Consider the following 20,744-nt stretch of genomic DNA (forward strand, 5'->3'; position numbering starts at 1 on the left):
TAGGTCAAACCGATTATCACCAATGAGTAAAAGATCGATCCGATGACGCGAAACTTCCATTGCCGTGCCTGCCAGCACAACCTCTTCGACTGCACCTGCGAGTGTTCCAGTACCTTCGTTGCCGGGGCGGAACAACTGTCTCAATTTCTGGCGTTCTGTCTGCGAGGCGCCAAGCACGAGGTTATCATTTCTTCACCGTGGATCACCGGCGGAGCCTTGGCGACGATGTGGACGGAGTTGATGGGCGCGGCAAGAAGGGCAGAGATACATTTCTACACCGACTATGAGTTCAATCTGATGCAGGTCGACAAGAATTGCAAAGTTGAGGACTTGTTCGAGACATACAAGCGGTCTTTTGCCGAGGGCATTCGAATGCTCCGGGATTTGGGCGTTACCGTTCACCGATTGCGCGGAGCCCACAATAAGTCGCTCATTGTCGACGAAAGGATCTTCGTTGACGGTTCCTTCAATTGGCTGTCAGCCTGGCGCGATCCCAAATCGGAATTGACGCGCCACGATTCCGCTGTCGCCATATGCGGCCGGCGCGCTACGCGCCACCGCATGCAGTATCTTGAGCAGCAGTTTAATGTGCCGCTTGAGATGGAGCCAATTTTACTGGATCGCGATGACGAGGATGCGCTCACATACGATTTTCTCAATCTGACCTCGGAAGGCAATCGCTTTTTCACCGGCCGAGACGAGCCGACCTATACGACCGACGTTGCGCTTCCGGTCGGACAGCCCCTTTTCTTTTCCATCCTGGAGGAGTTCTCCGGGGTCATCTTGAAACGGGGTATAGATCGGCAAGTGCTCGACCGGAATGACAACAGCATCCGATTGGTACGCGACCGCGATGCCGCGATCGACCATGCTTGCGTATCATGGGGAGATGAAGTGCTTGTGGAGGACGCCAACAGCTTCGCCATCTTTGAGGTTGACCGTGCGCAACTGAAAAATTTACACCTCTTTGGTAGCTTTGGTAGCTTTGGTAGCTTTGGTAGCTTTGGTAGCTTTGGTAGCTTTGGTAGCTTTGGTAGCTTTGGTAGCTTTGGTAGCTTTGGTAGCTTTGGTAGCTTTGGTAGCTTTGGTAGCTTTGGTAGCTTTGGTCGCACTCACCGCCGCTCGGACTATCGGACGCCGCTCCAAACCCGCGACATCATTCCGCCGCAGGCCCTAAGGCGCGACCGGACCACCTACGTCCAACAAGGTTAAAGATCGTGCTTAGTCTCCGCTTCGGCCAATCGTTTGCTGCAAGAGAGCAAACGTCCGGTCGAGGCCGTCAAGGCGATTGCCGATCAGGAAGGCGCCGGTCACCGCTAAGCATCTGCATGGCGCTTGATGGAAAGAACGCCGGGTCGTGGCTGTCGCTGCGGAACCGGTGAAAGATCTGTGCTGGAAGAACCGCCTGGCCCTCCGAAGCAAACCAACCCCGCTCTTTATGGATGGCGTCCTGGACCAGGTCCGGATCTCCGACGATCAACCCGTTGAGGGTCGGCTAGCAAGCTGCCGCCGCTCGGCTTCGCCTTCGCGGTGATCGCGACCGTCCCCGGTCCTTCGAGGAGCCATCGAGCGGGATCGGCCCGCTCCGGACGGAGGTTTCTCACATGGCACAGGATCTTGCATTCGCTCAACGCCACGCATTCGCACTTGCCCGCACTCTGATGGTCCCGGTCACGCTCTTCAGGTCCGGAAACGAGTTTGGCGTTCTCCCGAGCGACGAACTCGATGACGGCGAGGTCGAGACCATCGCCGAATTCGATCCCTTCGAATACGGGCCGGCTCATTGAGCCGGCTTTCCCCTTTTTAGGTGCCGCTTGCGAGCGGCAGGCGGCAAGGGAAGCTTCGCCGCGGCTGGCACGGCCAGCTCGGCAAGGTGCAGATCTGCACCTTGCCGGCCGCGCCCTTGCCACCTTTGCTCTTCGCGGGCCGCCGGAAAGGGGTCCCGCAAACTGCGGGGAGAAAGGAAACGGACAAGAAGGGCGGACGTGCGAGCGCCGACAGAAAGCATGGAGAAAAAAGAACTGGAAGACTTGCGGGACCGTGTTCTCTGCGGCGTCGTGTTGGAGCAGTCCGGCTTTGCGGTCGACGTGAAGGAGAGCACCCGCAAGGCGGTCAAATATCGGCGCGGTGCGGAAATCGCCATCGTCATCCATGACGGGCGGGGTTGGTTCGATCCCCTGTCCGACGCGAAAGGCGACGTCTTCAGTCTCGCCGCGCATCTCGAAGGAGTGTCCTTCGTCGAAGCGCTCGACCAGGTCGCCGCATTGGTCCATTTTGTCGCCAAAGAGCCGGTGTGGACCCGAAAAGCTCGAGATCCCGTTCCGGCCGCGACCATCCCCGAGCGGTGGGCAAAACGCCGCAAGCCTTGGCGAGGGTCGATGACGTGGCGCTATCTGCGTGCTGAACGCTGCCTGCCGGAGACCATCATCCGTGCCGCCCTCCAAAGCGATGTGCTGCGGGAAGGTCCCTACGGCAGCATGTGGGCCGCCCATGTTGATGCCGATGGCGGCGTCACCGGCTGGGAGGAGCGCGGCCCCGACTGGCGTGGCTTCTCGACAGGAGGGTCAAAGGTTCTGTTCCGGTTCGGCGCCCTCGACGCCTCACGCCTCTGCGTCACCGAGGCGGCGATCGACGCCATGAGCCTGGCCGCGTTCGAAGGAATGCGAGAGGGAAGCCTCTATCTCAGCACAGGCGGGGGATGGTCGCCGACGACAGAAGCCGCGGTTCGCGTGCTCGCCGCGCGCCCCGGCGCGCAGCTCGTCGCCGCCACGGATGCCAACAGTCAGGGCGAGGCCTTTGCCGGCCGCCTGCGCGATATCGCAGAAGATGCCGGCTGCGACTGGTTCCGCCTGACGCCGCCGGCTGAGGACTGGAACGACGCATTGCAGGAGAGAAAAGGAGAAGAAAAGGAAAGAAGGGTGGGTAGGGGAGGCCTGCCGCATGCCCGCCGGCCGCGTCAAGGGTGAAGCTTCGCCCGGCTGAAGCCGGCCCTTGACCCGACCGGACGGAGAGGCGGCCGCGGGGGAGGGGTCAGGAAGGGCTGAAGAGAAGATGGAGTCATCGCAAAGATGAGCCGCGCTTCAGCCCGACGAGGCTGAAAGGAGCCCGCTCATGAACCTCTCTCCCATCCGTAAAGTCTATCAGGGCATCGCCGATCGCCGCCAGATGTTCCGCATGTTCGACCGTCATGCGCAGCGCCCGAACCGATGGGAGTGCGACGACAGTGCGCTTTATCGCGGCGAATGGTTCGAGATCGGGGAGGCTTGCCACGATTACATGTTCGAGATCCTGCCGCCCCTCTGGATGCGGGGTGAGATGTTCGCCATGCGCGAATTCCTCACCGGCTCGATCACCAGCATCTTTTTCACGCTGTCGATCGACGGGCGTATCCGGCACTTCCACGGTTATTGCGACCTGATCGACAAGGGTTCGCCCGAGCGCATGCGCACCGCCATCATCGAGCGTGAATCCCGTCCTGTTCGGGCGATGACGCGCGAGGAGCGTCTCGAACATATCTGGAGCAGCACCGCTGACGACTATCGTGGCTATGCCGGCGAGCGTTGGCCGGAGGCTGATCGTGGCAAACGCACGGTGATGTTCTTCGCCAGACCAGGCGGCACCACATGCAAGCTGCTGGAAGACCTGACGGACGTGGAGATCGCGGCGAAGCTGCCGGTACATCTGCGTTACCTGCCCGACGCGCTCGCGGCGTGACGGAGGGCGGCATGTTCACTTTCTCACTCACGCACATTTGCGCCGTTCTGGCGCGTGGCCGTGCCGACGCGGCCGCAAACGGCGGCTTTCGGATTCCGTATCAGGGAATATCCCCTGAAGCCGAGGCCAGAGCCGGCCTGTGGCTGGTCGGTGACGAGAGCGTCTACCTTCTCTCGAACGGAAAACTCGCCGAGGGACAGCGTCCGCTCGTCATCTATGCCGAGGAATGCGATCCGAAGAGCAATCCGGATTACTGGCACTACAAGCGCCGATATTTCGGGGGCGATGACGGTGTCGAATTCATCGACGCGGTAGAACTCGAACAGCTCGTCGCGGCTCAGCCCGACGCGACGCATCTGCGGATCGTGATGGACGACACGTCCATATCCATCAGCGTGATCCGCCGCTGACGCGGCGCACCCTTCCAACAACTTCGCGACCGCCCCGCCCGGAGGCTCACCTCCAGCGGAACGATGGCGCTCGCCCCTTTTTCAAGGAGAGCATTTTCATGTCCAACGATCCTTTTTCGCTTGATCCGTCTGGCACCCTCGACATGTTCGGGAATACAGCCCTGTCGTCAGGGCTCGGCCTGGGCGTGACGGCCTTCGGTGGTCTCGCGCGCGAGGCGGCCCCCGAACCTGCGAATGACGACGATCCCGATCCGACGCCGCCTGCGCCCGCACCGGCGCTGCCGATCGCGCCGCCCCTGCGCTCAGCACCACGCCGGCAAGGGGAGCACACGAACTTCTACCTCGATGATGGGGAGGATCGCGGCCTTGCTGCGTCGTGGAAGGAACGTGCGCGATTGAGCGTGGCGGCAATCCTGATCGCCAATGAGATCGAGCGGAACAAGGTCCCCGTCACGCGCGAGCATCAGCAGCGGCTGATCCGTTTCACCGGCTTCGGCGCCTCCGAGCTGGCGAACGGCATGTTCCGCCGTCCGGGCGAGGTGAGTTTCCGGGATGGGTGGGACGATCTCGGCTCGTCGCTCGAAAGTGCCGTCTCGGAGAGCGACTATTCCAGCCTGTCGCGTTGCACGCAGTATGCGCATTTCACGCCGGAGTTCATCGTCCGCGCGATCTGGGCGGGATTGCAGCGCATGGGCTGGCGCGGCGGTCGCGTACTGGAGCCGGGCATCGGAACGGGCCTGTTTCCGGCGCTGATGCCGAGGGCGTATCGCGACAACACTTATGTAACCGGTGTCGAACTCGATCCGGTGACTGTGCGAATCGTAAAGCTCCTGCAGCCGAAAGCCCGGATTATCGAAGGGGATTTCGCGCGCGCCGATCTCTCGCCGATCTACGATCTCGCCATTGGCAATCCACCGTTTTCCGATCGCATCGTGCGTTCGGACCGGCACTATCGGTCACTTGGTCTCAGACTGCACGACTACTTCATCGCGAGGTCCATCGATCTCCTGAAGCCCGGCGCCTTCGCGGCCTTCGTCACCAGTTCCGGCACGATGGACAAGGTTGATGCGACAGCCCGCGAGCATATCGCCAGATCGGCCGACCTGGTTGCGGCCATTCGTCTGCCCGAAGGCAGCTTCCGCCGCGATGCCGGCACGGACGTCGTCGTCGACATCCTGTTCTTCCGCAGGCGCAAGGCTGGAGAACCTGAGGGCGACCAGACCTGGCTCGACGTGGATGAAGTCCGCCCGGCAACAGAAGACGAAGGCGCTATTCGCATCAATCGCTGGTTCGCACGGCATCCTGATTTCGTGCTTGGCGACCACGCCCTGACGTCGGGTGCGTTCGGGGAGACCTATACGTGCCGTGGTCGCGCCGGCGTCGATCTCGAAGTGGCGCTGAATGCTGCCATCTCTCTTCTTCCGGAAGATCGCTACGACGGCGAGCCGTCAGCAATCGACATCGACCTGGAGGACGAGCTCGGGGAGATCGTCGATCTTCGCCCCGGAAAGAGACAAGTTCGCGAGGGCAGCTTCTTCATCGATGCCAGGCACGGCCTGATGCAGATGGTCGAGGGCTCTCCGGTTCCGATCAAGGTTCGCAAGGGGCGGTCTGCCGAGAGGCAGCCAGGCGAATGCCTGTCCGGAAAGCATGTCCGCATCATCCAAAAGCTGATCCCGGTCCGGGATGCTCTGCGGGAGGTGCTGAAGGCTCAGGAACAGGATCGCCCGTGGAAGGATCTTCAGGTGCGCCTGCGCATCGCCTGGTCCTCGTTCGTCCGTGATTTCGGACCGATCAACCACACTACCGTATCGATCTCTGAAGATGAGGAAACCGGCGAGGTTCGCGAGACACATCGGCAACCGAACCTTCAGCCTTTCCGTGACGATCCCGATTGCTGGCTGGTGGCCTCCATCGAGGATTACGACCTCGAAACCGATACGGCCAGACCGGGTCCCATTTTCTCCGAACGGGTGGTCTCACCTCCGGCCACCCCGGTGATTACGTCCGCGGCTGATGCGCTCGCCGTGGTGCTCAACGAGCGCGGCCGCGTCGACGTCGACCATATCGCCGAACTCCTGCATCGTGACCCCGATGCGGTCATCGCCGACCTCGGCGACGCCATCTTCCGCGATCCCTCGGATGGGTCGTGGCGGACCTCCGACGCCTATCTTTCCGGCCCGGTCCGCACCAAGTTTGCGGCCGCTGAAGCCGCCGCTGCGCTCGATACCGCTTATCTGCGTAATGTCCGGGCGCTACAGGAAGTCCAGCCGGCCGATCTACGTCCGTCGGATATTACCGCACGCCTCGGAGCGCCGTGGATCCCGGCGTCCGATGTCGTCGCCTTCGTGTACGAGATGATGGGGGCGGATATCCGCATTCATCATCTGCCGGAACTGGGATCATGGACGGTCGAGGCTCGGCAACTTGGTTATAGCGCCGCCGGCACCTCGGAATGGGGCACGAGCCGCCGCCATGCCGGCGAACTGCTTGCCGATGCGCTGAATTCACGCGTGCCGCAGATCTTCGACACCATCAAGGACGCCGATGGCGAGCGGCGGGTGCTGAATGTCATCGATACCGAAGCGGCGCGCGACAAGCTCCAGCGGATGAAGGATGCCTTCCAGACCTGGGTTTGGACCGACCCTGATCGCACCGACCGGCTGGCGCGGGTCTATAACGACCGCTTCAACAACATAGCGCCGCGCAAATTCGACGGCTCCCATCTGAATTTACCCGGCGCCTCTGGCGCCTTCGTTCTTTATGGGCACCAGAAACGCGGCATATGGAGGATCATCTCCTCCGGCTCCACCTATCTTGCCCATGCTGTTGGCGCCGGCAAGACGATGACGATGGCAGCCGCCATCATGGAGCAGCGGAGGTTGGGCCTGATCGCCAAGGCGATGCTGGTCGTTCCCGGCCACTGCCTCGCACAGGCGGCGCGCGAGTTTCTGGCGCTCTATCCCTCAGCGAACATTCTCGTCGCTGATGAGACCAACTTCACCAAAGACAAGCGTCAGCGTTTCCTGTCGCGAGCCGCGACGGCGGTCTGGGATGCGATCATCATCACGCACTCCGCGTTCAGGTTCATCGGCGTGCCATCCGCCTTCGAACAACAGATGATCCACGACGAGCTGCAGCTCTACGAGGACCTGCTGACCAAAGTTGATGACGAGGACCGGGTCTCCCGCAAGCGGCTCGAGCGGCTGAAGGAGGGCTTGCAGGAGCGGCTGGAGGCGCTTTCCACCCGTAAGGACGATCTGCTGACCATCTCCGAAATCGGCATCGACCAGATCGTTGTCGACGAAGCGCAGGAATTCAGAAAACTCTCCTTCGCCACCAATATGTCGACGCTCAAGGGGGTCGATCCGAACGGGTCGCAGAAAGCTTGGGACCTTTATGTGAAATCCCGTTACATCGAGACGAAGAATCCGGGCCGGGCGCTCGTGCTTGCCTCCGGCACCCCGATCACCAACACGCTCGGAGAAATGTTCTCGATCCAGCGCCTGCTCGGCTACGAGGCGTTGCGCGAGCGCGGCCTGCACGAATTCGACGCCTGGGCCTCGAACTTCGGGGATGAACGCACCGAACTGGAGCTTCAGCCATCCGGCAAATACAAGCCGGTCAGCCGCTTCGCCAGTTTCGTCAACGTCCCCGAACTGATTGCTATGTTTCGGGCCTTCGCCGACGTTGTGATGCCGGAGGATCTTAAAGCGCACGTCAGGGTGCCGGAGATCGCGACGGGCAAGCGGCAAATCCTGACCGCTGCGCCAACGCCTGCCTTCAAAGCCTACCAGCAGATCCTCGAAACCCGCATCAAGGCGATCGAGATGCGCGAGGGGCCGGCGCAGCCCGGTGACGACATCCTGCTGTCCGTTATCACCGATGGCCGCCATGCCGCGATCGATCTCCGCCTGGTCATGCCGGCAATAGATGACGAGCCGGAGAACAAGCTCAATCTGCTGGTCCGTAACGCTTTCCGTATCTGGAGGGAAACTTCGGAGAACAGCTATCGCCGCCCGGACGGCAAAGTCTACGAGCTGCCCGGTGCGGCGCAGATGATCTTCTCCGATCTCGGGACGACCAATGTCGAGAAGACCCGCGGCTTCTCAGCCTACCGCTGGATCCGCGACGAGCTCATCCGCATGGGCGTGCCGACATCGGAAATCGCCTTCATGCAGGATTACAAGAAGACCGAAGCGAAGCAGCGCCTGTTCGGCGACGTCCGCGCCGGCAAGGTTCGCTTCCTGATCGGCAGTTCCGAAACGATGGGCACCGGCGTCAACGCCCAGCTTCGCCTGAAGGCCCTGCATCATCTCGATGTGCCGTGGCTGCCGTCGCAGATCGAACAGCGGGAGGGCCGTATCGTGCGCCAGGGCAATCAGCATGACGAAGTCGATATCTTCGCCTATGCCACGCAGGGAAGCGTCGACGCAACGATGTGGCAGCAGAACGAGCGCAAGGCTCGGTTTATCGCCGCGGCACTGTCCGGCGATACTTCCATCCGCCGGCTGGAGGATCTGAACGAAGGTCAGGCCAACCAGTTCGCCATGGCCAAGGCGATTGCCAGTGGTGATGAGCGCCTGATGCAGAAAGCGGGCCTGGAAGCCGATATTGCCCGGCTTGAGCGCCTGCGCGCCGCCCATGACGACGACCTGTTCGCCGTGCGCCGGCAGCTTCGCGATGCCGAGCGTGAAATCGAGACGGCAAACCGCCGTATCGGCGAAATCGGCCAGGACATCGAACGGCTGGTTCCGACCTCCGGCGATGCCTTCACCATGACCGTGATGGGCAAGCCATACACGGAGCGGAAGGATGCCGGTCGGGCGTTGATGAAGGAGATCCTCACCCTCGTCCAGCTCGGCCAAGAGGGCGAGGTTCACATCGCGTCGATCGGCGGCTTTGATCTCACCTATGAAGGCGAGCGCTTCGGCCGGGGTGACAACTACCACTACCAGACCCTGCTTCAGCGCACCGGCGCGGATTATGAGATCGATCTGCCGGTGACCGTCACGCCGCTTGGGGCCATCTCCCGCCTCGAGCATGCACTCGGCGGGTTCGAAGAGGAGCGGGAACGTTATCGCCTGAGGTTGGATGAGTACCAGCGGCGGCTTTCCTCCTACCAGTCGCGTCAGGGTGGCACCTTCGCCTTTGCCGACGAACTGGCTGAGAAGCGCCAGAAGTTGCGTGAGGTCGAGGAGGCGCTGGCGAAGTCTGCGCGCGGTGATGCCGAGGCCGAGGAAATTGCTGCTTAGCCCCGTTTCTGACGTCGCTTCTGACCTTGCCCTGTCTCGCTCTCGAAGGATAAGGATGGGCAACGCAGGAGCGCCTCAACGGAGAGCGGAAATCTGCTGTCAAGGATGCCAAGATCAGTCAATGGCGCGGATAGAATATTCGAAACTCGGCTTCTGCGACGCACTACCCGAGGAAATTCGCGGGACGATCGAGATGATGGCGCCGCAATTCCTTGCCGAAACCTGGCCCGTGCGGTTTGTCGCGCTGCTGTCGATGTTGGAGGAGATCACAGCTCAGGTGGAGGAAGCTGGTCGTCCGTTTGTCGTCAACAATTGGGTGATCATCGTCAGCGGCTTGCTGGAACACCTGCCACGCGATCTGTCGTCGCCTGAATGCCTGGCCTTGATGCGCCACAGCGCCCTCGAGCCTTTCCGGCAAAGTGCTATGCGAGAGTCACCGTGCTTGGACCAGCACGATGAACTCTTGCGGAGCAAATATCCGCAGTGGTCGGTAGTCGAGGACCTCCTCCGGGAATATGAAACATGGGCTGCGAAACAATCGCTGATAAAACCCCACTAGCAGTGATACGCATACGCAGACAGGCAAGGTCAAGTGGTTCCGACGTCTTCCTGCACCTGAGCAATATAGCCGATCCCGCCTGCCCGGTAATTCAGCCCGGCTTTGCGCCTTCAGTATGTGGTGGAGCGCAAGGACAGCACGGTCACAGCTAAGGATGTCCGCTCTTTATCGGCCACCATGCCCGGCATGGAGACGGATATCAACGACGAATCCGAGAGGGGATAAATCCCTACACCATGGGCCAGGCAGAACCTGCAGGCGCCTTCGATTGTGTGTGCTGCCTCGCGTTTCCCTCACCCGTCTGAAAAAGTAAGAGGAGGAAAGCAAGGAGAAAACCCTTTCGCAGAGCGGTCGACCCGTCGCCGCTGGCGCTCAACCGCCCCCTCCGCAACCCTGCCGGTCGTTCTCGCAAGGCTTCGCCCCGCTCGCCCTGACCGGCAGGGCCGCTCGGGCGCAGTTGCGCCGGTCTGCCCGCCCTGCGGTCCGGGAAATGTCTTCGGAAAGAACTGAAGGCGGACAAGAGCCGGCGATGTGCCGGTTCCGAAACCCCGGAAGGAGCAAATCCCATGCAGATCCTCAAACTCGATCCCCGCGCGCTGAAGGACAATCCCGACGACGCGCGCCGTTCCAAATCGTCGCCGCAGGCTGACGCACTGCTTCTGGCGACGGTGAAGGCGGTCGGCATCATCCAGCCGCCGATCGTGTCGCCGCAGACGGATGGTGGGAACGGCTATATCATCCAGGCCGGTCATCGCCGCGTCCGACAGGCGATCGCCGCCGGCCTCGAGGAAATCGAGGTGATCGTCCGCGAGGCGGCCAACGATAACGGTGCCATGCGCTCGATGGTCGAGAACATCGCGAGAGAACCTCTCAACGGGGTGGACCAGTGGCGCGGCATAGAACGGCTCGTTGCGCTGGGCTGGACGGAGGAGGGGATCGGCGTTGCGCTCGCCCTGCCGGTTCGCCAGATCAGGAAACTCAGGCTACTCGCCAACGTGCTGCCGGCCATGCTCGACCACATGGCGCTCGGCGACATGCCCAACGAGCAGCAGCTCCGCACCGTCGCCGCCGCGGCGCTCGACGAACAGAAAGAGGTGTGGAAGGCGCACAAGCCGAAGAAGAACGAGCGGGCGGACTGGTACAATATCTCCCGTGCGCTCTCGAAAACCCGCATGTATGCGAAGGATGCAAGCTTCGGTGACGATCTCGCCGCGGCCTACGGCATCGAGTGGGTCGAGGACCTGTTTTCGCCGGCCGACGAAGACACGCGCTATACCACCAATGTCGAGGCTTTCCTCGGCGCCCAGCAGGAATGGATGACCAATAACCTTCCGAAGAAGGGCGCGATCGTCGAGGTCAACAGCTGGGGTCAACCGGAACTGCCGAAGAAGGCGGAACGCGTCTACGGCAAGCCGTCGAAGTCCGACCATGTGGCCATGTATCTCGATCGCGACGGCAAGGTGCAGTCGGTTGCCTTCCGCATGCCGGAGGACAGCAAAACGAAAGGCAAGGGCGGCGTCTCCGCGACAGGCGGGCAGGGCGATGTTCTCCATGACGGCAGGATCATCGATACGCCGAAGCCGCGCCCTGACGTCACCCAGAAGGGCCATGACATGATCGGCGATTTCCGCACCGACGCCCTGCATGAGGCGCTCGGCCGCGCGCCGATCGAGGACGACATGCTCATGGCCTTGCTCGTTCTCTCACTTGCCGGCCAGAATGTCCGCGTCGACTCTGGCTCCAACGACACCGTGTTCGGACCGAAGCGTTTCCGGCGCCATGCCGCCCGCCTCTTCTCCGGGGACGGCAAGCTTTCCTTCGATATGGAGACGGTGCGCGTCGCCGCCCGCTCCATGCTGATCGACGTCCTGTCCTGCCGCCGCGGCATCTCGAACAGCGGTGTCGTTTCCCGCATCGCCGGCGATGCCATCGGCGCCGACGGGTATCTCACGAACATGGGCTCGGAAGACTTCCTGTTGTGCCTGTCGCGGCAGGCGCTGGAATCGGCAGCGAAGGAGGTCAATGTCCTGCCGCGTCCAAAGGTGCGCGAAACCCGTGCGGCTTTGGTCGAACACTTCAAGGAAGGCCATTTCGTCCATTCGTCGGCGCTCTTCGCGCCCGATTCGAATGATGTCGCCGATCTGATCAGCCAAGCCGATACTCTTGACGATGATGAAGCCCAGGTTGACGCCGCAGAGGATGGCCTCGACGGCGAGCCCGTTGAGGGCGCCGCGGTCGATGCGGAGACGGATCCAGGCGAAGGCGCTCCGATTGATGGGAGCGTCGTAGATGAAGGTGAAGCTCTCGATCCGTTCGAGGGTCAAGCCGATCTGCTCGACACGTCAGACGATGCTCCTGATGCAACCGATCTCGACGATGAGCAGGAGGCCTATTGCATCGCGGCGGAATAGCCGCACGCCTCACTTCCTTCCGAATGATGTTCCGCCGCCGGTGATCTCCATCGGCGGCGGTTTCGTTTGCGCAACCCTCGAAACTTAGGGAGAACTTGCATGTCCGCGCATATCGCATTCATGGCACCCATCGGCTCGATCATCGCCTGGTCGGACGGCGCGCCGCGGCCACCCGAACGCCATCGCAGGAAGCTGTCTGCATGGCAGAGCAATAACAGCAGCGGCCGCCTGATCCGCAAACAGGGAGAACTTGGCTCAGGCAGCAGCATCCTGCCCGCGAGCTTCACGCTTCATGAAGACGACCAAGGTGCTGCTTGCGTCATCACAATCCGCGTTCATTGGACTTTCTCGCTGGAGACCCGTCTGACGTTCACGATTGCAGAACGCCCTGCCATCGGCAGTTGCCGCGTGTTCGATCGCGCCGGCGACAATGCCGAGCTCGTCCATCTCGCAGCGAACCGCCGAGCCGCAGAGGAATGGCTGTCCCGACACGGCTATCCTCATGCCGTGCTGGAGGTCGTCACTGCGGACGAGGTCGCTGCCGACGTCGTGGAAGGGAGGGCGGCAGCATGAACACCAGCCCTGTCATGACCGAAGCCAATGACACCTCCGGATATCCGGAGGTCTCTTTTGGGCGATCCGCCGATGGCTTTCCGGTCGCCCGTGTCGCCGATACGGCGTTCGCGATGGTGCCCGGCCGTAATGGGCGGCACTATCTTGGCCTCGGTGGTAAGATCGCCCGGCCGCTTGCCGAGTGGCGGCGATCCGACTTCTACGGCCATTCCGGCGAACTCGCCGACGAGGCGGCGTTTCGTGCACGCGTGATCGAGAACGCCGAACATCAGCGCGAACGGCAGGCACTTGGCCGCTGCGAGATCTTCACCCGTGTCCATACGCCCTGGGGAATGCCGCAGCGCACGACCGTCTATGCGCAGGGTATCGAGTGCCATTCCACCGCCGGGCACGGCGGCTTCAAGCTCTCGGCCGAGCGCAACCGAAAGGTTCACCCGCTGCTGCGGTCGAAAGACGGCTTCTATGAGGAGGACTCCGCCTGGGCGATCGTCGCGATCACCTTCCCCCATCTGTTCACCGCGTTCGAACGCCGGTGCGCGGAACGGTCCATCAAGGAATGGTGGCCCGACGCCTGGGAAACGATCTTCGTCACGACCCTTGCGCCGGGGGAGTCCCATGTGAAGGACCGTCGCGCTTTCGAGGCGGCCCATGCCGGTGACTGGATCGTCATCTCCGCCCTTCGCTCCGATCATCATCCCGGCATGATCGAAGTGATCGCCACGCGTGGCGGGAAGCGGGAGCACAATGCCGGGGAACGACGGTTTCTCGTGCCATCTAGTGAATACGAGCCGGGCCGCTTCGGTTTCGTCATCGATGTCGATCGTCATCGGTCCTATGACGGGCCATCGAGCTTTGTCGTCTGGCAGGGGAGGGAGACGTCATGACCCGGTCCCCGGAACGTCAGGAGTTGCTTTTCCGGATGGAAGAGGCCCGCCGCCAGACTCAACGCCAGCTCGACATGATCGACCGGCAGATTACCGCCAAGATGACGGCTCTCATCCCGTCGCTCGGGCGGCGCCGAAGCGGATACCGGCGGGGTAAACCGCCCGCGCCGGAAGCCTTCCTCGCCCGCTATCGCTCCAGTCTGGCGGCGATCACCGCGGAACGGCAGCCGGAGATCGATGCTCTTGCTCGCAAGCTCGCGCGCCAGGAGGCGGCCATCGCCGCTTTCCAGGCGCGACCGGAATTTAATGCTTCCGCTCGGGGTCCGGAACGAGGATGCCGTCATCACCGTCGTGAGAGGAGCGCGCCATGAGGCGCTTCGACGCCGAGCCCCTTCCACCTCTGACCGAGGAAGAGGTGAATGCCCTTCAGCATTATGCCGCCAGACACGGGCGTTCGTGGAAGCGCATCCTGAACAACGCCTGGATGGGCGAAGCGCCCCATGACGATGTCGGGATATTACGCCGACTTCGCAACACGCACGGCCCCACCTGGCTTGATCGTTACCGCTTGCCCAAACGGTAGCGCATCCCGTCAGCGCTTGCGCACGAATTCCGTGCGCAGGACCAGCCCCTTGATCGCGTCGTGGCGGCAATCGATCTCTTCCGGATTATCGGTGAGCCGGATCGACCTGATGACGGTGCCCTGCTTCAGTGTCTGGCCGGCGCCTTTGACCTTCAGATCCTTGATCAGCACTACGGAGTCGCCGTCGGCTAGAATATTGCCGGAGGCATCCCGGACTTCGGCTGTCTTCGCCTTCTCCGCGGCAAGTTCGGAGGCCGGCTGCCATTCCCCGGTTGCTTCGTCATAGACGTAATCGTCGTTGCTCTGGTCGCTCATCTGTCGTGCCCCTTCCCTGGGAGACCTTGCAAGGGTCCCGCATGTCAGGAGCGCATCTATCGCGGAAAGCCGCCGAGAGCAAACCGCCGCTTTCCCATCGAGGGCGCCTCGCAGACCAGCGGACATCAGGAGGGCCGTCAAAGCATTCCGGTCCTGGTGAGCGAAGCTCTTCCGGCAGATGGGAATTGGTTTTGGCGCGCCTTGCCTTGTTTCCTCTTCGGCTCTGGCATCCGATGTCGATCCCTTGGCCGTTCCGCCCTTCGGTTTCGTTGCGGTCTGAACCGGCTGCCGGTCGTTTCAAGGCCGCTGTCGCGCCGCGGGGCGGCCGGTCATGCCGCTTGTCGCAGAGCAGGAACGCGGGCCTCGCAGGTCTCAAAGACCCGCTTGCTCGCGCACCGGCTCCGCTCGATCTGGCCTGCCCGGACCCTGAAACGCCCGGCTTGCGCCGGCTCCTCTTGACCGCACCGAAGGGCAGATCGGCCAAGGGGGCCGAACCGCTTCGGGGAAACCGAGAAGGAAACCACCATGACAAAGTCCGCAACCCAGTCCCGCCAATCCGCCCGAGTCGTCCAGCTCCGCAAGGGCGCCACCATCGAAATGGTCCGCCTCACATGCCCCGATGAAGCGCAGGCGCTCCGGATCGCCGAGAGCTTCGGGACCGCCATTCTCGACAGCGACGGCATCCGCGACATGCACGAGCGCCTGATCATCGAAACCGCCACAGGACTCTCCGAGGGCTTAAGCGAACGGGCGATGCAGATCCATCTGCAGCGCATCGTTGGAGCGTATGTCGGATCCGCTCATGGCGCGGGCCAGTTCTACTCCCGCGCCGTCAGCGAGGCGCGTGACGCCACCGCTAAGGGTGTCGCCGATGCGCGCGACGAGGATCTCGACGGTCCCGTCGGCTATGACAGCGCCGCCCAGCGCAAGCGCGAGTTCGCGGCCGACATGGGCGTTCAGGCGCACGCGCTGCGGATGGCCGCCGAAAGTGCCGTCGCCGCCTACGAGCAGATCGTTGGCGAAGCATGGAAGCCCTTCGACCGGCCTGTCGACAATCCGGGCCAGTCCCTCGACCGCAAGGCGGCCGCGGCGCAGATGTCGGCCTTCGATTGAGGCCGACCTGGCGGAGCTTCGGCTCCGCCTTCATCGTATCCAGGAAGAAGCCGTCTCCTCACGGGGGGCGGCTTTTCGCGTTTCGACGTCGCGGCGAAGTCGCATCAGGAGAGGTGAGAGAGAGAAAGAAATCGGGGCGAGAGACAGGCGCCATCGCGGCCCGTCCCTTCTGTCGGTCCTGCAGGAGCCGGCGGCAGGCGCAACGGCTACGCCGTCCTTCTCTTCGTTCCGGCCGTTCCGGTGCGCATGCCGCCCGACCGCTCCTGCCATCGACCCTCCGCGACGGGGCCGCGATGGGCGCGGCCTCACACGGAGGTCAGAAGGATGAGCAGGAAATCAGCAAGCGCGAGGATTGACATCTATGCGCGGATCACGGAGCGCATTGTCGCCGATCTGGAGAAGGGCGTGCGCCCGTGGGTGCAGCCCTGGAGTGCCGGCAACATGTCCGGCCGGATCACCCGGCCGCTGCGCCATAACGGCCAGCCATATACGGGGCTGAATGTCCTCCTGCTCTGGTCCGAGAGTATCGCCAGCGGGTTCATGTCGGCGACTTGGATGACGCTGCGCCAGGCGAACGAACTCGGCGCCCATGTTCGCAAGGGCGAGAGCGGCGCGACCGTCGTCTACGCCAGCCGCTTCACGAAGACCGAGAAGGATGCCGGCGGCGGTGAAGTCGAGCGCGACATACCGTTCCTCAAGGCGTACACGGTGTTCAATTGTGATCAAATCGAGGGGCTTCCGGATCACTACTATCACCGCCCGGAACCGGGCGCAGAGCCGCTCGGGCGCATCGAGTACGCGGACCGCTTTTTCGCCAACACGGGCGCGGTGATCCGGCATGGTGGGTCACAGGCCTTCTATCAGCCATCCAGCGATAGCATTCAGATGCCGGGTTTCGAGACGTTCCGGGATGCCGACAGTTATTACGCCGTCCTCGGACATGAGGTCACCCACTGGGTCGGCGCAAGCCACCGGCTGAATCGGGATTTGAGCCGCTATCACAAGGATCGCACGGATCGCGCGCGCGAAGAGCTTTGTGCCGACATAGGGGCATGTTTCCTCTGCGCCGATCTCGGAATCGTGCCCGAGCTGGAGCCGCGGCCCGATCACGCGAGCTATGTGGCCTCGTGGTTGAAGCTGCTCGACGGTGACCGCCGGGCAATCTTCCAGGCGGCCGCACATGCGCAACGCGCTGTCGCCTATCTTCATGACCTCCAGCCGAATGCGGAGCGGAAGGCTGCCTGATGGTGACGCTCCGAACATCGATGGGGAGGGCGACCGGCCTTCCTCATCCGGCCGTGCGAGCTTCGATTCATCTGTTGGAGAAACCTTGCAGATATGGGCGAGCCGATCTACATTATTTCTTGAATTTATCTACATGGAGTGACCCATGCCGATCAACGTCAACAATCCTGAAGCGGACGCGCTCACGCGCAAGTTCGCGCATATGGCTGGCGTCAGCATTACTGATGCGATCGTGATTGCCATGAAAGAGGCGATCGAACGCCGCCGTCACGAGGAGACGCCGCTGCAAACCGCTGCCCGGCTCCGCGAACAACATGGCGTCAAACTCGATGAGGCTCAGAGACAGCCGCTTCCGCACGAAGCCTACGACGAACTGTGGGAAAGCTGATGTTCGTCGATGCCTGCGCCATCATAGCGCTCCTCTCCGACGAGCCGGAAGCGGAGCGTGTCTCCAATGCGATCGCGTCCGCGAAGGTCGCCTTCACATCCCCGGTTGCCGTGCTTGAAGCGGTGCTCGGCCTTGCCCGCTCCGACAAGTTCGGCCTCGCCGTGGCGGAGGTAGAACCGATCGTCATCGAGTTCCTCGATGAGCGCGGAATCGAAATCCGCGATCTCCCGCCTGCGGACGCGACTACCCGGATCGCTCTTTCCGCCGCGCATCGCTATCGCGCGGGCCGCCGGGGCCTCAATCTCGGTGACTGCCTGCATTATGCATGCGCCAAATATTATAACGTACCCATTCTGGCGACGGCAGATGAGTTCAGACAGACAGACGTCGACACCGTACCCTGACGCGGCCGGCCATGATGGCTGGTTTCGGGCGAAGGTGCAGGAGGCCTTGGAAGATTCCCGGGCCGACACTCCCGACGAGAGGGCCGAAGCTCATTTCGCCGAGCGACGTCTAACGGCGCGGTGCAGTGTCGGCGATCGTCACGTGTAGGCCCTTCTGATCGGGCGGGCGAAGTCGGCAGGCACGCGGAACGAGCCCCGCCGCGCGACGGCGGATCTGGTGTGGTCGATATAGGCATGCCGCGAGCCTGTTGGTTTCGAAGCGCTCCCATTCCTTCCTCTCGACCGCCCTCCAGGGAGGTGCCGTGAAACCCGGGTTGCCCGCTTGTCCGAGGATACGCGCGCGATGGAAGAGCCGCCATAAGATCGGCGCCGACCAGCGCATTCGTTATGGACATGATGCGGATGGGGCGTCGGTGAGGGATCGACGGACACGGCGAGCCGTGCGGACGGGAGCCATCGTGAGAGAGCGGTGCCATCACCGCGGTCGCCGTCGGGGATCGCCGATGAACTCCGGGCCATGATCGGTGTTCCTTGCTCGATTGAAGCGGGCCACACCCACGCAGACCTCGATGGATCTGGTGTGACCGAAGGACGACTTCGTCTCGATCGCCATCCCGCAACGGCCGTCCGCAACTTTCTTCCCCTGCGAACTGCGTTCGCATTCCTCGCGGTAACCAAGAAAGCCGCTCCCGGCCGTCCTCCACTCACGTTCCGGCCCCCCGGGGTGCGGCGTCGATCGCCATCGGTCCTTACACCGCCATCGAGGCCGCGGTGGGCGCGGCTCGAGCAAACCGGAAAGTAGAGTAGGAGCACAGCGCCTGCCTGCCTCGCGGCAGGTGGTTTCTGCGCCCCTCTCGCCGAACCGGACGTGCAAGTTTTCCAAGCCACCGGCTCTCCATGCGTGGCTATCGCCACGGGTGGCCCTCACACGGACATGAGGGTGTCGAACGATGCCCAGAAGCGATCAGCTCCTTTTCGGAACTTCTCGTCAGGGTCGTTCCATCCGTTTGGTATTCGTATGCCCCGGAACGGGAAGCGGGTTGACCCGCCCTCCCGGAAGAACCGCAGCGATTTCGGTCCGTCGACCCATCGCCAGCGGCTGTCGGGTGCTGTTGCACGGAAGCGGCGACATAGCTCACGCCATGTCGCCTTTCGATACTTCTTGCGCAGCCATCGCCCGATGCGCTCCCATAGCCACCAATCCAGACCGGAGAAGTCCCGCGTGGCCCATGTGGCGTAGCGGTAGTAATTTCGCCAGCCGGTGATGACCGGGTTGAGGCTCTCGATGAGATCGGCAAGGGATTGACCTGTCGGTGTCTCCTTCACCCTGACCTTGATCTTGTGGCGCAGATCCTTCAGCTTGCTCTTCGGTATGAAGAGATTGCCGACCATACGGCCGGTGCGGCGAGCCTTGGTCTGCACTACCCGATAGCCGAGGAAGTCGAAGCCTTCCCCAACCTGGGTGATCCTGGTCTTTTCCATCGACAGTTCCATGCGCAATTCCTGCTGTAGGAACTGCGCTAGCGCCAGCTTTTCGGTCTCCGCTTCCTCACGTGTTCCGTCCGTCAGCACGACGAAGTCGTCGGCATATCGAACGGCGAAGAATGTCGGCCTGTTTCTCCGGCGGTCGTAAAGCCGCCGATCGGCTGCATTCTGCGGTCGCTCGCGAGGACGCATCGACCACCGTCCATACCTCTCGTCAATGGCAGCCAGATAGATGTTGGCCAGCAACGGCGAGATGATGCCACCCTGCGGGGTGCCCGTGACAGGGTGGCGGACGGAGCCCTCGACCATGACACCGGCCTTCAGGAAGGCGAGTACGAGCCAGAGAACCTTTCGATCTCCGACACGGCAGCGTACTCGCTCCATCAGCACATGATGATCGACGGCGTCGAAGCAGCCCCTGATGTCCCCTTCGATCACGAAGCGGTACTCGGAGGTGCCGCTGGGTGTGGGGTGCAAATGACGCTGGATGTTCGCCAGCGCATCATGGGTGCTCCTGCCGGGCCGGAAGCCGTATGAGGTCGGATAAAAGTCCGCCTCGAAGATCGGTTCCAGCACGAGCTTCAAAGCCATTTGTACCAGTCGGTCCTTGAGCGTTGGAATGCCGAGTGGACGCACCTTGCCGGGTTTGCCCGGTTTTGGGATCAGCCTTTGCCGGACAGGCTCGGGCCGATATGTGCCGCCGCGCAGCTCATTTCGGATATCCTCGACGAATTGCACAGCGCCGCCCGGCCGCTCTTCAACCGTTTTCCGCGTGACGCCATCGGTTCCCGGTGTTCGACTGCCCTTGTTACGGGACAAGCGTCGCCAGCTTTCCGAGAGCGTCCTGCGGTCGCATACGATGTTGAACAGATCCGCGAACACCTTGTCGGCGTCCGCGACACTCCACCTGTGAAGTTTGCGCTGCATGTCGAGGACGAACACGGTATTCACCGCATCGGGCTTCATCGGCCCACCTCCTGCCGGCTTGCTTCACTCACTGTCTCCCTTCGCCATGTGGACGGCTTTCCCGCCCTCGGACTACTACGAAGACTCCGCCCCCAGCCGCGCCGATCATCGGTCGCCTCGATCATCTCGCGCCGTCCGGCGGGAGAGAACACGGCAAGGTTCCCAAGTTCACCTGTTGTCCCTTCGCCTGCCTTAGGGACCGACTCTACCCCGTGAGAACTCCGGCCATCGGCCACCGCAAGCTGGGCCGCTGGCTGACGCGCGCGACCGCGCACGCCCCTGATCCCCGGTAATCCAGCGGAGATCGGCGCTTCTCCGGTCTTTCGACCGACCTGCCCACTTCCGGCTTGGCAGGTTCCATGTTGCAACGAGGCTTCAAACATCGGTTCGATTATTCTTCCCATAACAGGCATGCTTGCCGGACCGGCCACGGGCGGAA

Annotated in this window: 18 protein-coding genes; 16 read left to right on the forward strand and 2 right to left on the reverse strand. The window is 62.5% G+C overall.

Features of this window, described 5'->3' with window-relative positions:
* The first annotated feature begins 42 nt into the window (after nucleotides 1-42).
* The 12 genes from AABF56_RS35180 to AABF56_RS35235 all read left to right on the forward strand — a co-directional run bounded on the left by AABF56_RS35180 (nucleotide 43) and on the right by AABF56_RS35235 (nucleotide 14,389).
* Complete coding sequence (locus tag AABF56_RS35180; protein ID WP_272809202.1) at nucleotides 43-1,212, forward strand: hypothetical protein; 1,170 nt, start codon at nucleotides 43-45, stop codon at nucleotides 1,210-1,212.
* Nucleotides 1,213-1,604: 392 nt separating this feature from the next.
* Nucleotides 1,605-1,787, forward strand: coding sequence for a hypothetical protein (locus AABF56_RS35185; protein ID WP_272809203.1), 183 nt, complete (start codon nucleotides 1,605-1,607; stop codon nucleotides 1,785-1,787).
* Between the two features lie 219 nt (nucleotides 1,788-2,006).
* Nucleotides 2,007-2,966: a DUF3991 and toprim domain-containing protein gene (locus AABF56_RS35190; protein WP_272809204.1), complete on the forward strand. Its 960-nt coding sequence runs from the start codon at nucleotides 2,007-2,009 to the stop codon at nucleotides 2,964-2,966.
* A gap of 145 nt (nucleotides 2,967-3,111) precedes the next feature.
* Nucleotides 3,112-3,714: a DUF1419 domain-containing protein gene (locus AABF56_RS35195; RefSeq protein WP_272791895.1), complete on the forward strand. Its 603-nt coding sequence runs from the start codon at nucleotides 3,112-3,114 to the stop codon at nucleotides 3,712-3,714.
* 11 nt (nucleotides 3,715-3,725) lie between these two features.
* On the forward strand, nucleotides 3,726-4,124 hold the full coding sequence (locus tag AABF56_RS35200) for a DUF3085 domain-containing protein (protein ID WP_272809238.1): 399 nt from the start codon (nucleotides 3,726-3,728) through the stop codon (nucleotides 4,122-4,124).
* Nucleotides 4,125-4,222: 98 nt separating this feature from the next.
* Nucleotides 4,223-9,379, forward strand: coding sequence for a DEAD/DEAH box helicase family protein (locus AABF56_RS35205; protein WP_272791897.1), 5,157 nt, complete (start codon nucleotides 4,223-4,225; stop codon nucleotides 9,377-9,379).
* A gap of 121 nt (nucleotides 9,380-9,500) precedes the next feature.
* Nucleotides 9,501-9,938, forward strand: coding sequence for a hypothetical protein (locus AABF56_RS35210; protein WP_272791898.1), 438 nt, complete (start codon nucleotides 9,501-9,503; stop codon nucleotides 9,936-9,938).
* Nucleotides 9,939-10,504: 566 nt separating this feature from the next.
* Entirely contained in the window at nucleotides 10,505-12,349 is a 1,845-nt protein-coding gene (locus tag AABF56_RS35215) for a ParB/RepB/Spo0J family partition protein (RefSeq protein ID WP_272791899.1), read from the forward strand.
* 99 nt (nucleotides 12,350-12,448) lie between these two features.
* Nucleotides 12,449-12,922 carry a hypothetical protein gene (locus AABF56_RS35220; RefSeq protein ID WP_272791900.1) on the forward strand — a complete coding sequence of 158 codons (474 nt, stop codon included), beginning with the start codon at nucleotides 12,449-12,451 and terminating at the stop codon, nucleotides 12,920-12,922.
* Nucleotides 12,919-13,806 carry a DUF7007 domain-containing protein gene (locus AABF56_RS35225; protein WP_272791901.1) on the forward strand — a complete coding sequence of 296 codons (888 nt, stop codon included), beginning with the start codon at nucleotides 12,919-12,921 and terminating at the stop codon, nucleotides 13,804-13,806. Before AABF56_RS35220 ends, AABF56_RS35225 begins: the two co-directional genes overlap by 4 nt.
* Nucleotides 13,803-14,177: a hypothetical protein gene (locus AABF56_RS35230; protein WP_272791902.1), complete on the forward strand. Its 375-nt coding sequence runs from the start codon at nucleotides 13,803-13,805 to the stop codon at nucleotides 14,175-14,177. Before AABF56_RS35225 ends, AABF56_RS35230 begins: the two co-directional genes overlap by 4 nt.
* Nucleotides 14,174-14,389 (forward strand): hypothetical protein, encoded by a 216-nt coding sequence (locus tag AABF56_RS35235; RefSeq protein WP_272791903.1) that lies wholly within the window; start codon nucleotides 14,174-14,176, stop codon nucleotides 14,387-14,389. The genes AABF56_RS35230 and AABF56_RS35235 overlap by 4 nt, the downstream gene beginning before the upstream one ends.
* A gap of 9 nt (nucleotides 14,390-14,398) precedes the next feature.
* Here AABF56_RS35235 and AABF56_RS35240 read toward each other — a convergent pair whose 3' ends face one another.
* Nucleotides 14,399-14,704 carry an alkylphosphonate utilization protein gene (locus AABF56_RS35240; RefSeq protein ID WP_272791904.1) on the reverse strand — a complete coding sequence of 102 codons (306 nt, stop codon included), beginning with the start codon at nucleotides 14,702-14,704 and terminating at the stop codon, nucleotides 14,399-14,401.
* A 525-nt stretch (nucleotides 14,705-15,229) separates the two neighbouring features.
* Here AABF56_RS35240 and AABF56_RS35245 point away from each other — a divergent pair.
* The 4 genes from AABF56_RS35245 (at nucleotide 15,230) to AABF56_RS35260 (ending at nucleotide 17,854) form a co-directional block, all read left to right on the forward strand.
* Nucleotides 15,230-15,817 (forward strand): hypothetical protein, encoded by a 588-nt coding sequence (locus AABF56_RS35245; RefSeq protein WP_272791905.1) that lies wholly within the window; start codon nucleotides 15,230-15,232, stop codon nucleotides 15,815-15,817.
* A gap of 324 nt (nucleotides 15,818-16,141) precedes the next feature.
* A complete protein-coding gene (locus AABF56_RS35250) occupies nucleotides 16,142-17,062 on the forward strand; it encodes an ArdC family protein (RefSeq protein WP_272791990.1) in 921 nt (306 codons plus the stop codon).
* Nucleotides 17,063-17,207: 145 nt separating this feature from the next.
* On the forward strand, nucleotides 17,208-17,450 hold the full coding sequence (locus AABF56_RS35255; RefSeq protein WP_272791906.1) for a type II toxin-antitoxin system VapB family antitoxin: 243 nt from the start codon (nucleotides 17,208-17,210) through the stop codon (nucleotides 17,448-17,450).
* Entirely contained in the window at nucleotides 17,450-17,854 is a 405-nt protein-coding gene (locus AABF56_RS35260; RefSeq protein ID WP_064334948.1) for a type II toxin-antitoxin system VapC family toxin, read from the forward strand. Before AABF56_RS35255 ends, AABF56_RS35260 begins: the two co-directional genes overlap by 1 nt.
* Before the next feature lie 924 nt (nucleotides 17,855-18,778).
* Here the strand turns inward: AABF56_RS35260 and ltrA are convergent.
* Complete coding sequence (ltrA, locus tag AABF56_RS35270) at nucleotides 18,779-20,305, reverse strand: group II intron reverse transcriptase/maturase (RefSeq protein WP_272809205.1); 1,527 nt, start codon at nucleotides 20,303-20,305, stop codon at nucleotides 18,779-18,781.
* Between the last annotated feature and the right edge of the window lie 439 nt (nucleotides 20,306-20,744).

The organism is Shinella sp. WSC3-e, from assembly GCF_945994535.1.
GTDB classification, from domain to species: domain Bacteria; phylum Pseudomonadota; class Alphaproteobacteria; order Rhizobiales; family Rhizobiaceae; genus Shinella; species Shinella yambaruensis.